Origin of the sequence: Streptomyces chilikensis (assembly GCF_001642695.1) — a bacterium.
In the GTDB taxonomy this organism is placed as follows: Bacteria; Actinomycetota; Actinomycetes; order Streptomycetales; family Streptomycetaceae; genus Streptomyces; species Streptomyces chilikensis.
Window position 1 is genome coordinate 4,518,171 of sequence record NZ_LWCC02000005.1, and the last position, 12,776, is coordinate 4,530,946.

Below are 12,776 nucleotides of genomic sequence, written 5' to 3' on the forward strand. Positions count from 1 at the left end.
GCGCCTGCGGTCGCGGCGCGGCCGGACGGCCCCGCCCCGTCGTGGGCCGGTGGCGCCCCCCAGGGGAGCCCGCACGGAACGGCCGGCGGCGGCACGGCGGTCGTGCCCGGGCCGCGGCCGGAAGGAGCCGGGAACGACGGGGCCGCGGCCGGCACGGCGGTCCGTGCGGAGGCGCGGCCCGCGCCCGAGGACCTTCCCGCCGCTTCGACGCCGACATCGACGCCGACGCCGACCGCGACGCCCTCCTCGCGAGCCGGGAGCGGCGCCGCACCGTCCGGCGGGACGGCCGACCCCACCCTGCTCCTCACCCCGCCCGCCGGGCCCTCGGCCGGCGGCGTGCTCCCCGGACCGGCTGTCCGGCACACGCCGCGGGACGCGCCCGAAGGAGAGACCCGGCGCCCGGCCGCGCCCCGAGCGGGTTCCCCGTGCGCGTCCGCCGCCCCCGAGGGCACGGCAGGGTACGCGCCCGGCGGTCCCGAGGCGGACCACCCGTACCGGCCGGTCCCCGGCGCCATGCCCGAGGCGTGGCGGCAGACGGACCGGGGAGCGGGGGAGACCGTGCCGCCGGTGCCGTCACCCAGCGCGGCCGAGCCCACCGCGGGCCCTCCGTACCGGGCACCGCTTCCGGTGCGGGAAGACACCGGGCCCCCGACGCCCGCGGGCGCGCTGCCCGGCTTCCCGCCCGCCTCCCGACCGCCCGCCTCCCGACCGCCGGCCCCCGGCCCGGCGGACTCCAGCGCCCCCGCCGTCCACCCCGGCGCACCGGGCGGGTCCGCCGCCGACGCGACCGCGTCCAGGCCCCGGCTGCCCCGCCGCCTGGCCCAGTCGCATCTGGCGCCGCAGCTGAGGTCCGGTCCCGCCCCACGCCCCGAACAGGCCCACGGCGAGGAGACCGGACACGACCCGCACCTGATGGCGGCCTTCCGCCGCGGCGTCGGGCTGGCCGAGGCGCGCGACGACGAGGACCGCCGCTTCGAGCGGCACCGCCCCGGCAACCGCCACGGCGAGGAGGGCCACCTCCCGGACCGGTACCGCGAGAACCCCGCCGACCGGGGATGAGCCGCGCCGGGACGACCCCGGCCCCCGGACCCGGCCATCCCCGCGCCACCCCTCATCCCCGCACCCACCCCCGTCCCCACACCCCTTGGAGTCGAACCACCATGGCGAGCGATACGCACACCGACCGGACGGCCACCGCGGCCGCGGCAGCCGACGAGGCCGGCCTCGACTGGCTGCTGGACGGCCTCGTCCGGCGCGTGCCGCACACCCGGAGTGCCGTGCTCCTGTCCTGCGACGGCCTGGTCCGGTCCGCGCACGGCCTGGACGCGGAGGGCGCCGACCACATGGCGGCGCTCGCCTCCGGCCTGTACTCCCTGGGCCGCAGCGCGGGCGTCGCCTTCGACGACGGCGGCGACGTCCGCCAGGTGGTCGTCGAACTCTCCTCCGCCCTGCTGTTCGTCACCACCGCCGGCTCCGGCACCTGCCTCGCCGTGCTGGCCGACCGGACCGCCGACGCGGCGGTGCTCGGCTACGAGATGGCGATGCTGGTCAAGAGCGTGCGCCCGTACCTGACGACGGCCCCCCGGCACGCCGCCGCGTACCCGCCCGCGCCGCAGGCCGCGGCGCCCGAGCCGGCGGTGACCCGGCGTTGATCACCGCGGCGGCCGACGACGGGCCCTGGCTCGACGAGCAGGCCGGCCGGCTGGTGCGGCCCTACACGGTCAGCAACGGCCGGACCCGGCCCACCGCCGACCTCGACCTGCTCACCCACGTCACGGCGGCCGGCCGCCCGGCGACCGGCCACCCCGGTCCCGAGCACGCCCGGGCGCTCGCCCTCGCCCGGGCGCCCGTGACCGTCGCCGAACTCGCCGCCCGGCTCCGGCTGCCGGTGGCCGTCACCAAGGTGGTGGTCTCCGACCTCGTCGAGGCCGGGCTGGTCCTCGCCGAGGCGCCGTCCTACCAGCACGCCCCCACCGACCCGGCCGTGCTGCGGCAGGTCCGCGACGAACTGCGGCGACGCCTGTGACGGCGCCCGCAGGCGGCCCAAGATCCCTGCCTGAAGGAATCCTGAGGTGGCGCTTAAGAAAACCTCGATGGACCCGGACACCCGGGATGCGGCATTTTCTCAGAGGTAACCCCACCTCTTCTCCCGTTCCGGGGCGGCCTCGCCGTGCCCGGGAACGGGAACGCACGCACAGGAGCCGCATCGGTGAAGGCGCTGGTCAAGGAGAAGGCGGAGCCGGGCCTCCGGCTCATGGACGTCCCGGAGCCCGTGATCGGCCCCGGCGACGTGCTGATCAAGGTGCTGCGCACCGGCATCTGCGGCACCGACCTGCACATCCGCGCCTGGGACGGCTGGGCCCAGCAGGCGATCAGCACCCCCCTGGTCGTGGGGCACGAGTTCGTCGGCGAGGTCGTCGAGACCGGCCGCGACGTCGGCGAGATCAAGCCCGGCGACCGGGTCAGCGGCGAGGGCCACCTGGTCTGCGGCAGGTGCCGCAACTGCCTGGCCGGCCGCCGCCACCTGTGCCGCGCCACCGTCGGCCTCGGCGTCGGCCGCGACGGCGCCTTCGCCGAGTACGTCGCGCTGCCCGCCACCAACGTCTGGGTGCACCGGGTCCCCGTCGACCTCGACGTCGCCGCGATCTTCGACCCGTTCGGCAACGCCGTGCACACCGCGCTGTCGTTCCCGCTGGTCAACGAGGACGTGCTGATCACCGGCGCCGGCCCGATCGGCCTGATGGCCGCCGCCGTCGCCAAGCACGCCGGCGCGCGCAACGTCGTCGTCACCGACGTCAGCGACGAACGCCTGGAACTCGCCCGCAAGATCGGCGCCGACCTCGCCCTCAACGTGGCGCGGACGACCATCGCCGACGGCCAGCGCGAGCTCGGTCTGCGCGAGGGCTTCGACATCGGCCTGGAGATGTCCGGCCAGGCCGCCGCGATGCGCGAGATGATCGCCAACATGACGCACGGCGGCCGGATCGCCATGCTCGGCCTGCCCTCCGAGGAGTTCCCGGTCGACTGGTCCCGCATCGTCACCTCGATGCTCACCGTCAAGGGCATCTACGGCCGCGAGATGTTCGAGACCTGGTACGCCATGTCCGTGCTCCTGGAGAACGGTCTCGACCTCGCCCCGGTGATCACCGGGCGCTACGACCACCGCGACTTCGAGGCGGCCTTCGCCGACGCCGCCAGCGGCAAGGGCGGCAAGGTCATCCTCGACTGGACCGCCTGACCCGCCGCCCGGCCCGTCCGCCGTCCGTAACCACATCTGGAGCCCCTGATGTTCGACTCCGTGCGCGACGACATCCGCGCCACCCTCGACGAGATCCGCGCCGCCGGCCTGCACAAGCCCGAGCGCGTCATCGACACCCCGCAGTCCGCCAAGGTCAACGTCACCGCCGGCGGCCGCCCGGGCGAGGTGCTCAACTTCTGCGCCAACAACTACCTGGGCCTCGCCGACCACCCCGAGATCGTCGCCGCCGGCCACGCGGCGCTGGACCGCTGGGGCTACGGCATGGCCTCGGTCCGCTTCATCTGCGGCACCCAGGAGGTGCACAAGGAACTCGAGGGCCGCCTCTCCGCGTTCCTCGGCCAGGAGGACACGATCCTCTACTCCTCCTGCTTCGACGCCAACGGCGGCGTCTTCGAGACGCTGCTCGGCGCCGAGGACGCGGTGATCTCCGACGCCCTCAACCACGCGTCGATCATCGACGGCATCCGCCTGTCGAAGGCCCAGCGCTTCCGCTACGCCAACCGCGACATGACCGACCTGGAGATCCAGCTCAAGGCGGCCTCCGGCGCCCGCCGCAAGCTGATCGTCACCGACGGCGTCTTCTCCATGGACGGCTACCTGGCGCCGCTCGACGAGATCTGCGACCTGGCCGAGCGGTACGACGCCATGGTGATGGTCGACGACTCGCACGCCGTGGGCTTCGTCGGCCCGAACGGGCGGGGCACGCCGGAACTCTTCGGCGTGATGGACAAGGTCGACATCGTCACCGGCACCCTCGGCAAGGCGCTGGGCGGCGCCTCGGGCGGCTACGTCGCCGCGCGCGCCGAGATCGTGGCCCTGCTGCGCCAGCGGTCGCGGCCCTACCTGTTCTCCAACACGCTGGCGCCGGTGATCGCCGCCGCCTCGCTCAAGGTCCTGGACCTGCTGGAGTCCGCCGGGGAGCTGCGGGCCCGGCTCGCCGAGAACACCGCCCTGTTCCGCGCCCGGATGACCGAGGAGGGCTTCGACGTCCTGCCGGGCGAGCACGCCATCGCCCCGGTGATGTTCGGTGACGCCTCGGTGGCGGGCCGGATGGCGGAGCTGCTGCTGGAGCGCGGCGTCTACGTGATCGGCTTCTCCTACCCGGTGGTCCCGCAGGGGCAGGCCCGGATCCGGGTGCAGCTCTCGGCGGCGCACTCCACCGAGGACGTCGAGACCGCGGTGTCCGCGTTCGTCTCGGCCCGCGCCGAACTGCGGGGCTGACGTCCCGCCGACCCGCCCCGGGCCGCACCGCCCGGGGCGGGCTGCCGAAGGCGCTCCGCCACGGCCGGACTGTCCGGGACACCCCCGCCGACGCCGCTCCGCCCGGGCGGAACGGCCGAAGGCGCGGCCGTGACGGGCGCCACCCCGGCGGGTGAACAGCGGCGGCACGGTGACCGGCACCCGCGGTGAGCTGAGACAATGGCCTGGTGATCGAGGCGCGGCGGCTGCACATCCTGCGGGCGGTGGCGGACCACCGGACGGTGACCGCCGCGGCGGCCGCGCTGTACCTCACCCCCTCCGCCGTGTCCCAGCAGCTCGCCGCGCTGGAGCAGGAGACCGGGCACCGCCTGGTCGACCGCGGCGCGCGGGGCGTGCGGCTCACACCGGCCGGGGAGATCCTGCTCACCCACACCAACGCCGTGCTGGAGCAGCTCGAGCGGGCCGAGGCGGAACTGGCCGCGTACGGCTCGGGCGAGGCCGGCACGGTCACCGTGGCGGCGTTCGCCACCGGCATCGGCCTGGTCGTGGCGCCCGCGCTGGCCGCCCTGACCCGCGACCGCCCCGGCATCCGGGTGAGGGTGCGCGACGCCGAGGGCGACGCCAGCCTGCCGATGGTGCTCGACCGCCAGGTCGACGTCGCGGTCGCCGTCGAGTACCGCGGCGCCCCCGCCGCGGGTGACCCGCGGCTCACCCACGTGCCGCTCTACGCCGAGCCGTTCGACGCGGTGGTGCCGACCACCCACCGGCTCGCCGTCGCGGACCGGGTGCCGCTGGCCGAACTGGCCAAGGACCCGTGGATCGGCCCCTACCCCGGCAACCCCTGCCACGACGTGGTGGTCCTCGCCTGCGAGAACGCCGGCTTCCAGCCGGACTTCGACCACTCCTCCGACGACTTCCGGGCCGTCGTCGCCCTCGCCTCCGCGGACGCCGGAGTCGCCCTGGTGCCGCGCTCCGCGCTGCGCGGAATGGACCTGACCGGCGTGACGGTACGGCCCGTCGACGGCGTGGCGCCCACCCGCCGGGTGTTCGCCGCGGTGCGCCGCGGATCCGAGCAGCACCCCCTGATCAGCCCCCTGCTGGGCGCGCTGGGCGAGGCCGCCGAGGCCCAGCGGGACTGAACCGCCGGACCCGCCCGGCGCTGTCGGTGCCCGCGCTTACCCTGCGGGCATGCCGGACGCCGAAGACGTACGCCGAATCGCCCTGTCCCTGCCGGACACCGCCGAGAAGACGGCCTGGAACATGCCCACCTTCCGGGTGGCGGGGAAGATGTTCGCCACCCTGCCGGAGGACGAGACCTCCTGCGCGGTGCGCTGCCCCAAGGAGGACCGGGACGAGCTGGTGCTCGCCGAGCCCGGGAAGTTCTGGGTCGCCGACCACGAGGCCTCCTTCGCCTGGATCCGGGTCAGGCTCGCCGCCCTGGACGACGAGGGCGAGCTGCGCGACATCCTCGCCGATTCCTGGCGCCAGGCGGCCCCCGCCCGGCTGTGTGAGGCCCACCCGCGGATCGGAGTGCCCGGAGGGGAATGAACGCGCCCCGGGCCGCGGTTGCCCGGGTTGTCGGCGGGAGGTGACATGCTCCTGTCGTCGCGGGCGGGGTTCCGGGCGGGAGGGGGGCCGGGAACCCCGCCACGCGCGCGTCGCCTTCGCCCGCCTCCCGGCCGGGCCCGCGGCGGGGCGCGGCCGTCCTGGTGGTCCCCGCCGCGCTGCTCCCCGTACCCGCCCTCCGCGGCCTTCCCCGCGCCGACGGCCCCGCCCCGCGGCCCCGGGACCGCCGCGCCGTCGCCCGACGTCCGGGCGGGCCGAGGAGGCCGGTCCGGTGGTTCGGGTCCCGTGGCCGCGGCACCCGCCGGCGGACGCGTCGGAAACCCGGGCGCGACCACCGCGCGGAGTACGGTATGGTTGCCATGCACGTTCGGCCGGGGGAAACCCCAGGTCAGACGGCAAACGGGACGTGGCGCAGCTTGGTAGCGCACTTGACTGGGGGTCAAGGGGTCGCAGGTTCAAATCCTGTCGTCCCGACAGAACTGTCGGACATCTTCCGCACCCGCACCTGAGGGGCGCTCTCCGGAGCGCCCCTCAGGTCGTTTCCCCGCCCCGGGGGCGGGGTCAGGACTTCTCGGCGTCCTCGCCGGCCTGGTCGTCCTCCACACCCTGCAGAGGCTCACCCGCACCGGTGCCGCCGCCGCTGTAGCCCTCCGTGGCGCTCGCGGTGCCGGGCACGACGCGTTCCTGGGCCTCCTGCTCCAGCCCGGAGTGCGCGCCGGGGCCGCGGTCGGGCGTTTCCGCCTCCCGCTCCTCGGCCTCGTCGCGCTGTTCGTCGGGGCTCTCGGGTCCGGCCATGTTCGCTCCCATCCTCCGTGCTCACGTCCTCGGCGCCGAGGGACCGCCCGGCTCGCGGCCGGGCGGGTCCGGCGCAGCGGGCGGGTACCCGCCGCGCCGGACCGCTAACGAGGAACAGCGAGGTCAGGAGGGACAGCCGATATGGGCCAGGGCCTGCTTCAGGAGGACGCCGTGGCCGCCCGGCATCTCGTTCTGCACCAGCGGCGAGGCGGCCTCCTGAGGACTGAACCAGACCAGGTCCAGCGCGTCCTGCCGGGGTCGGCAGTCGCCGGCCACCGGAACGACGTAGGCGAGCGAGACCGCGTGCTGGCGGGGGTCGTGGAACGGCGTGACGCCCTGCGTGGGGAAGTACTCGGCGACGGTGAACGGCTGCAGCGAGGCGGGCACCCGGGGCAGCGCCACCGGGCCGAGGTCCTTCTCCAGGTGGCGCAGGAGCGCGTCCCGGACCCTCTCGTGATGGAGGACGCGGCCGGAGACCAGGGAGCGGGTCACCGTTCCGTCCGGGCCGATCCGCAGCAGCAGTCCGACGCCGGTCACCTCACCGCTGTCGTCGACACGGACCGGTACCGCCTCGACGTAGAGGATCGGCATCCGGGCGCGGGCGAGTTCGAGTTCGTCGGTGGTCAGCCAACCGGGCGTGGTTTCGGTCATGTCAGACACGCTGGCGATCATACTTTCCCCGGTCCGCCCAGGGGCAGGGCTCAGCCGAGGACCCTCGCACGAGGGACGCGACGTCCGCGGGGGATCCCCCGGCCGCTTCCTCCACGGCGGGACGGCGCCGGCGCGGCGGCCGGACCCACGTCGCCCCGCCGGCCGGGCGACCCGGGCCCCGGCCTCGCGGACCACGGTCCGGTCGGCCGGCCCCCGAAGGAACCACCTCGCCGAGGAACGACCGGCCCGGAGCGGCCGCACCACCCGGCCCGGGGAACCCGCCGGCCGCCCGCGCCCGGAAGCCCGCGCCCGGGCCTCCGCGCCCGGACCCCTCGTCAGTGAGGGTCCCGGACGCGGGCGTCACCGCCGGACGGCCCACGGCGCCGAACCGGCGGGACGGAAAACCGGTTGCCCACCCGGCGACCCGGGAGGATCCTGGGTCCCGTCGCCGCCGGCACGGTGCCTCGTGCCGGCGCGACCTTCTCCTTCCGCCGTGCCCGCCCGCCTTTGCGTGGCCGCCGCGGTTTTCGGATGATCCTTCCCGCCCGCCCCGTGACCGGGCAGGATCTTCCCCGGCCCCCGAGGACGCCCCCACCGGGCCGTCGCCCACCGGGCCCCGAGAAAGGAGAGCCGATGTCAGAGGAAACGATCGGCGTCGTCGGCGCCGGCATCGTCGGCCTCGCCACCGCCCGTGAGATCGCCGTGCGCCGCCCCGGGACCCGCGTCGTGGTGCTGGACAAGGAGCGGGAGGTCGCCGTCCACCAGACCGGCCACAACTCCGGAGTGGTGCACGCCGGGATCTACTACCGCCCCGGCAGCCTCAAGGCCACCCTCTGCACCCGCGGCGTCGCCCTGCTCCGCGAGTACTGCCGGGACCGCGGCCTGCCCTACGACGAGTGCGGAAAACTGGTCGTCGCCGTCACCCCGGACGAGGTCCCGCGCCTGGAGGCCCTCCACGCCAACGCCCTGCGGAACCGGGTGCCCGGCGTCCGGCGGATCGCCCGGGAGGAGATCCACGAGGTCGAGCCGCACGCCGCCGGACTCGCCGCCGTCCACTCCCCGCACACCGCCATCACCGACTACACCGCGATCGCCCGGTCCTTCGCACGGGACGTCGAGGCGGCCGGCGGCGAAATCCGCCTCGGCTTCCCCGTCGGGCGGATCCGCAGGGCGGCCGACGGAAGCGTGGAGGTCATCTCCCGGGACGGGAAGTCCCTGATCCACGCCGACCGGCTGGTGCTCTGCGCCGGACTCCAGAGCGACCGCGTGGCACGGCTCGCCGGAGACGGGGCCGACCCGCGGATCGTGCCCTTCCGGGGCGAGTACATGACGGTCCGGCCGGAGAAGGCCGGCCTGGTGCGCGGCCTGGTGTACCCGGTGCCCGACCCCCGCTACCCCTTCCTCGGCGTGCACTTCACCCGGAGGGTCGACGGCAGCGTGGAGGTCGGCCCCAACGCCGTCCTCGCCTTCGCCCGCGAGGGCTACCGGCTCACCGACGTCGACCCGCGCGAACTCGCCCGCGTCGCCGCCTTCCCCGGCGTCTGGCGCCTGGCCCGGCAGCACTGGCGCACCGGCGCCAGGGAGATGCGCGGATCGCTGTCCGTCAGCGCCTACATGAAGGCCGCCGAGGCGTACGTCCCCGGCATCGGCGCGCGTGACGTGACGCGGGCCGGAGCGGGCGTGCGCGCCCAGGCACTGGGCCGCGACGGCTCCCTGGTCGACGACTTCGTCGTCCACCACCTCGGCCCCGTCACCGCCGTGCGCAACGCGCCCTCGCCCGCCGCGACCTCGTCCATGGCCATCGCCGAGCACATCGCCGAAGCCGTCCTGGAGCGCAGCCCGTCCGGCTGAGCGGCGGCCGTCCGGCCCCGCCCCGTCAGCCGGACGGGGCGGCCACGGCCTCCCGCACGTCGTTCAGCACCGTCCGCGCCGCGATGGGTCCGCCCGGGCCCTCCCAGGCCGACCCGTCCACCACCGCCACCCGGTGCTCCTCGTCCGCCTTCGCCAGGGGAGCGAGCACCGGCCGCGTCCGCGCCGCGCCGAAGGTCCGCACCGCCTCGCCCCGCCCGGCGCCGCGCACCCCGAAGAACACCCAGTCCCCGTCCGTCCCGCTGCCCGGCGCCCGGCGCAGGCCCAACGACTCCAGGATGGAACGGACATGGTCGCCGTCCGCCGGCCGCGCCAGTCCGCCGTCCGCCCAGCGCACCACGCCCACCGACCGTCCGGTCCCGGCCAGCTCCGGCTCCACCGCCCGTGCCGTCTCGGCGAGCTCCGTGCCGTACCGGCCCAGCACCTGCTGGGCCGCCGACGCCATGTTCAGGGCCTCCGCCGTCGCGGTGAAGGCCTCCTTCCAGCCGTGCCGGCCGGTCGAGGTCACCACCGTGGGCGCCACGGCCTGCAGCGCGGCCAGGTCGTCCACCGCGCGCGTCGACCCGTCCACCAGGATCAGGTCCGGCTCGAGCGCCGCGAGCCGCCCGTACCGGACCCGCCCCTCCTCGGCCACCACCCGTGCGGGCACCGCCCGGTCGGCCAGGTACGGCGGCGTCCGGTCGCCGTCCGCGGCGAAGACCGCCGTCCCGTACGGCTCCACACCGAGGGCGAGCGCGGCGTCCAGGGTCGGGCGGCTGAGCGTCACCACGCGCCGCGGGCTCAGCGGCACCTCCACCGACCGCCCCCGCGCGTCCACGATCCGGCGCGTGCCCACCGGCCCCGCCGTCTCGGCGTCCTCCGCGCCGTCCGCGGGGCCGAGGTCCTCACCCGTGCAGCTCGTGAGCAGCAACGCTCCCGAGACCGAGACGGCCACGGACAGGAGAACGGCCCGGCGCACGGCGGCCCGGCGGGCCGACCGGTGACGGATCGACGGCATCGGCATGCAGGCGCTCCTCGCGAAGAATGTGACCGAACGTTACCGGGAGCCGGGTGTCCGCTTCGAGACGGGGGACACCGACGGCACGCCCCGCCGCGTACCCCGAGGGGGACGGAGCGGCGAAGATCCCCCACCCGTAGCATCGGTCCCCGCATGGACACGATGACTCTGTGGAACATCACCCCCTGGGGCTTCGCCGCGCTGGCTGCCGCGACCCTCCTCGTGGGCTTCTCCAAGACCGCCGTCAGCGGCGCCAACACCGTCAGCCTCGCGGTCTTCGCGGCGGTGCTCCCGGCCCGGGAATCGGTCGGCGTCCTGCTGCCGTTGCTGATCGCGGGCGACGTGCTCGCGGTGCTCACCTACCGGCGGCACGCCCACTGGCCCACCCTCTGGAAGCTCTTCCCCGCGGTCGGGGCGGGAGTCGTCCTCGGGACCTTCTTCCTGATGTGGGCCGACGACGGGGCGGTGCGGATCTCCATCGGCCTCACGCTGCTGCTGATGACCGGCATCACGCTCCGCAGGACCCGCGGCGCGGACCGCCAGGACGACCCGGACGCGGTGGTCACCCGCGCCGGACGGATCAAGGCCCGCTCCTACGGCGTGCTGGGCGGCTTCACCACCATGGTCGCCAACGCGGGCGGCCCGGTGATGGCGATGTACCTGCTCTCCGCGGGCTTCCGGAAGTTCGGCTTCCTGGGCACCTCGGCGTTCTTCTTCCTGATCGTCAACGTCGCCAAGGTCCCGTTCAGCGTGGGGCTGGGCCTGATCGACACCCGCGCGCTGCTCCTGGACGCCGCCCTCGTGCTGTTCGTCGTCCCCGGCGCCCTGCTGGGCAGGTGGGCGATCGACCGGATCGACCAGCGGCTCTTCGACCGGCTGGTGATCGCCGCCACCGTGCTGGGAGCGCTGCAACTGCTGCTGCGGTGACGGACGTCCACCCCGTCGTGCGGTATTTCGGTGGACTCCGCCCGTGCCGCACGGGAGGCTGTCGGGCGATGACGACACGAACCGACACCCCCACGGCCTGGGACGAGCGCACCCAGCTGACCACCTTCCTCGACTACGCCCGGGCCACCGCCCGCGCCAAGTGCGAGGGCCTGACCGAGGAGAACGCCGGCAAGGCCCCGCTGCCGGGGTCCCCGCTGATGACGGTGAAGGGGCTGATCTCCCACCTGCGATGGGTCGAGCACTGGTGGCTCGACGTGGTCTTCCTCGACCGTGAGCTGGAGGGCCCGCTGACCGACGCCACCGACGAGGACCCCGACCCGGAGATGCGGCTCGCGGTGGAGGTCCCGCTGGCCCGGCTGCTCGCGGAGTACGAGGAGCAGAACGCGCGGCACCGCGAACTCGTCGCCGCGCACGACCTGGACACCCGGGCCCGCAGGTCGCTGAGTAACGGCGACCACGCCGACCTGCGGTGGATCCTGCTCCACCTGATCGAGGAGACCTCACGGCACAACGGCCACCTGGACGTGGTGCGGGAGCTGGTCGACGGCACCACCGGGGTCTGAGGACCCGCACACCGGCCGGGCCGCACCCCCGCGGGGCGCGCCCCGGCCGGCCCTCAGGCGCCGCGCAGCCGTGGGGCCGAGGCCCGGGGATCCAGCGGCCCCGGGGCCCGGTCGACCTCGGCCGCGAGCGCGCGCGCCCAGGACACCACCGACGCCAGGTCCATGCCGTGGGCCCCGTCCCGTCCCGTCGCGCCGCACCAGGCCTCGACGTGCCCGGCCCCGCGCCGCAGCAGCCGGGCCCCGCCGGTGAGGTTGCCGCGTGCCGCGTGGGTGAGGCCCACCGCCGTCTGGGCCAGGCCCCGCCACAGGTCGCGTTCCTCCCCGGGGCCGGACTTCCAGGCGTCCTCGAACACCTCGTGCGCGTGGAACGGCCGTCCGGCGTCCAGCAACGCCTGCGCCTCGGCCACCGTCTCCGCGGGCGAGCGCACCACCCCCTCGGGCTGGCGGTCCACCCCCTCCGCGCCGTACGGCAGCGGCCGCCCCAGCCCGTCCCTCGGCCGGGCGTTGCGCGCCCGCCCCTCGCCGTCCCGGTCCCGCCCGTCCCCGAGGCCCGCCCCGGCCACGCCGTCGCCGGCCGCACTGTCCATGGATGCGCTGCTCATCGGACCATTGTCCCGCCGTCCCCCCGGGACCCCGTCGATCAGGCCTCCGACGTGCGGTAAAGTACTCCTCACGTGATCACGCGGCCCGGCCGCGGGAGAACGCATCGGGACGTGGCGCAGCTTGGTAGCGCACTTGACTGGGGGTCAAGGGGTCGCAGGTTCAAATCCTGTCGTCCCGACTGAAGAAGTCGCAGGTCAGGGCCGGTATCGGATTCATCCGATACCGGCCCTCGGCCGTTCCTGGGGACCGGGGGGAGGGGCGTCCCCGGCCGGGGCCGGCGGACCGCGATGCACGGGCCCGGCAGCGGGCGTGGTGCGCGGAGCAC

14 protein-coding genes and 2 tRNA genes are annotated in these 12,776 nt (G+C 75.5%); 12 read left to right on the forward strand and 4 right to left on the reverse strand.

Annotated features, from left to right (window positions below):
- The first annotated feature begins 567 nt into the window (after positions 1-567).
- The 8 genes from A2U95_RS20335 to A2U95_RS20370 all read left to right on the forward strand — a co-directional run bounded on the left by A2U95_RS20335 (position 568) and on the right by A2U95_RS20370 (position 6,499).
- Complete coding sequence (locus A2U95_RS20335; protein WP_166024551.1) at positions 568-1,059, forward strand: hypothetical protein; 492 nt, start codon at positions 568-570, stop codon at positions 1,057-1,059.
- A 101-nt stretch (positions 1,060-1,160) separates the two neighbouring features.
- The gene (locus tag A2U95_RS20340) at positions 1,161-1,652 is read left to right on the forward strand and encodes a roadblock/LC7 domain-containing protein (RefSeq protein ID WP_166024553.1); all 492 of its coding nucleotides are present in this window, start codon (positions 1,161-1,163) and stop codon (positions 1,650-1,652) included.
- Positions 1,649-2,026, forward strand: a complete 378-nt coding sequence (locus tag A2U95_RS20345; protein WP_166024555.1) for a DUF742 domain-containing protein — start codon at positions 1,649-1,651, stop codon at positions 2,024-2,026. The genes A2U95_RS20340 and A2U95_RS20345 overlap by 4 nt, the downstream gene beginning before the upstream one ends.
- 183 nt (positions 2,027-2,209) lie before the next feature.
- Positions 2,210-3,238: an L-threonine 3-dehydrogenase gene (gene tdh, locus A2U95_RS20350; RefSeq protein ID WP_166024557.1), complete on the forward strand. Its 1,029-nt coding sequence runs from the start codon at positions 2,210-2,212 to the stop codon at positions 3,236-3,238.
- A 48-nt stretch (positions 3,239-3,286) separates the two neighbouring features.
- A complete protein-coding gene (locus tag A2U95_RS20355) occupies positions 3,287-4,480 on the forward strand; it encodes a glycine C-acetyltransferase (protein ID WP_166024559.1) in 1,194 nt (397 codons plus the stop codon).
- A gap of 206 nt (positions 4,481-4,686) precedes the next feature.
- A complete protein-coding gene (locus A2U95_RS20360) occupies positions 4,687-5,598 on the forward strand; it encodes a LysR family transcriptional regulator (RefSeq protein WP_166024561.1) in 912 nt (303 codons plus the stop codon).
- A 49-nt stretch (positions 5,599-5,647) separates the two neighbouring features.
- The gene (locus tag A2U95_RS20365; protein ID WP_166024563.1) at positions 5,648-6,007 is read left to right on the forward strand and encodes an MmcQ/YjbR family DNA-binding protein; all 360 of its coding nucleotides are present in this window, start codon (positions 5,648-5,650) and stop codon (positions 6,005-6,007) included.
- Between the two features lie 418 nt (positions 6,008-6,425).
- A tRNA-Pro gene (locus A2U95_RS20370) sits at positions 6,426-6,499 on the forward strand.
- An 87-nt stretch (positions 6,500-6,586) separates the two neighbouring features.
- On the opposite strand, the gene A2U95_RS20375 is transcribed toward A2U95_RS20370, so the two are convergent.
- Together A2U95_RS20375 and A2U95_RS20380 are read right to left on the reverse strand one after the other, a co-directional pair.
- Positions 6,587-6,820 carry a hypothetical protein gene (locus A2U95_RS20375; RefSeq protein WP_166020163.1) on the reverse strand — a complete coding sequence of 78 codons (234 nt, stop codon included), beginning with the start codon at positions 6,818-6,820 and terminating at the stop codon, positions 6,587-6,589.
- A gap of 123 nt (positions 6,821-6,943) precedes the next feature.
- A complete protein-coding gene (locus A2U95_RS20380; protein WP_166025423.1) occupies positions 6,944-7,471 on the reverse strand; it encodes an NUDIX hydrolase family protein in 528 nt (175 codons plus the stop codon).
- 633 nt (positions 7,472-8,104) lie between these two features.
- On the opposite strand from A2U95_RS20380, the gene lhgO reads away from it, so the two are divergent.
- Entirely contained in the window at positions 8,105-9,322 is a 1,218-nt protein-coding gene (lhgO, locus tag A2U95_RS20385) for an L-2-hydroxyglutarate oxidase (protein ID WP_166024566.1), read from the forward strand.
- Between the two features lie 25 nt (positions 9,323-9,347).
- Here lhgO and A2U95_RS20390 read toward each other — a convergent pair whose 3' ends face one another.
- Complete coding sequence (locus tag A2U95_RS20390; protein WP_166024568.1) at positions 9,348-10,343, reverse strand: ABC transporter substrate-binding protein; 996 nt, start codon at positions 10,341-10,343, stop codon at positions 9,348-9,350.
- 147 nt (positions 10,344-10,490) lie between these two features.
- On the opposite strand from A2U95_RS20390, the gene A2U95_RS20395 reads away from it, so the two are divergent.
- Both A2U95_RS20395 and A2U95_RS20400 read left to right on the forward strand, forming a co-directional pair.
- On the forward strand, positions 10,491-11,264 hold the full coding sequence (locus A2U95_RS20395) for a sulfite exporter TauE/SafE family protein (protein ID WP_166024570.1): 774 nt from the start codon (positions 10,491-10,493) through the stop codon (positions 11,262-11,264).
- 68 nt (positions 11,265-11,332) lie between these two features.
- On the forward strand, positions 11,333-11,848 hold the full coding sequence (locus A2U95_RS20400) for a DinB family protein (protein WP_166024572.1): 516 nt from the start codon (positions 11,333-11,335) through the stop codon (positions 11,846-11,848).
- Positions 11,849-11,901: 53 nt separating this feature from the next.
- Here the strand turns inward: A2U95_RS20400 and A2U95_RS20405 are convergent, their stop codons facing one another.
- Positions 11,902-12,435 (reverse strand): DUF309 domain-containing protein, encoded by a 534-nt coding sequence (locus A2U95_RS20405; protein WP_166025425.1) that lies wholly within the window; start codon positions 12,433-12,435, stop codon positions 11,902-11,904.
- 120 nt (positions 12,436-12,555) lie between these two features.
- On the opposite strand from A2U95_RS20405, the gene A2U95_RS20410 reads away from it, so the two are divergent.
- A tRNA-Pro gene (locus tag A2U95_RS20410) sits at positions 12,556-12,629 on the forward strand.
- Positions 12,630-12,776: the final 147 nt, after the last annotated feature.

Excerpts from the sequence above, each read along its gene's own strand:
- A2U95_RS20355 (WP_166024559.1), top strand. The coding sequence starts at position 3,287 with ATGTTCGACTCCGTGCGCGACGACATCCGCGCCACCCTCGACGAGATC.
- A2U95_RS20340 (WP_166024553.1), top strand. The coding sequence starts at position 1,161 with ATGGCGAGCGATACGCACACCGACCGGACGGCCACCGCGGCCGCGGCA.
- A2U95_RS20405 (WP_166025425.1), bottom strand. The coding sequence starts at position 12,435 with ATGGACAGTGCGGCCGGCGACGGCGTGGCCGGGGCGGGCCTCGGGGAC.
- A2U95_RS20365 (WP_166024563.1), top strand. The coding sequence starts at position 5,648 with ATGCCGGACGCCGAAGACGTACGCCGAATCGCCCTGTCCCTGCCGGAC.
- lhgO (WP_166024566.1), top strand. The coding sequence starts at position 8,105 with ATGTCAGAGGAAACGATCGGCGTCGTCGGCGCCGGCATCGTCGGCCTC.
- A2U95_RS20400 (WP_166024572.1), top strand. The coding sequence starts at position 11,333 with ATGACGACACGAACCGACACCCCCACGGCCTGGGACGAGCGCACCCAG.
- A2U95_RS20380 (WP_166025423.1), bottom strand. The coding sequence starts at position 7,471 with ATGACCGAAACCACGCCCGGTTGGCTGACCACCGACGAACTCGAACTC.
- A2U95_RS20395 (WP_166024570.1), top strand. The coding sequence starts at position 10,491 with ATGGACACGATGACTCTGTGGAACATCACCCCCTGGGGCTTCGCCGCG.
- A2U95_RS20375 (WP_166020163.1), bottom strand. The coding sequence starts at position 6,820 with ATGGCCGGACCCGAGAGCCCCGACGAACAGCGCGACGAGGCCGAGGAG.
- A2U95_RS20390 (WP_166024568.1), bottom strand. The coding sequence starts at position 10,343 with ATGCCGATGCCGTCGATCCGTCACCGGTCGGCCCGCCGGGCCGCCGTG.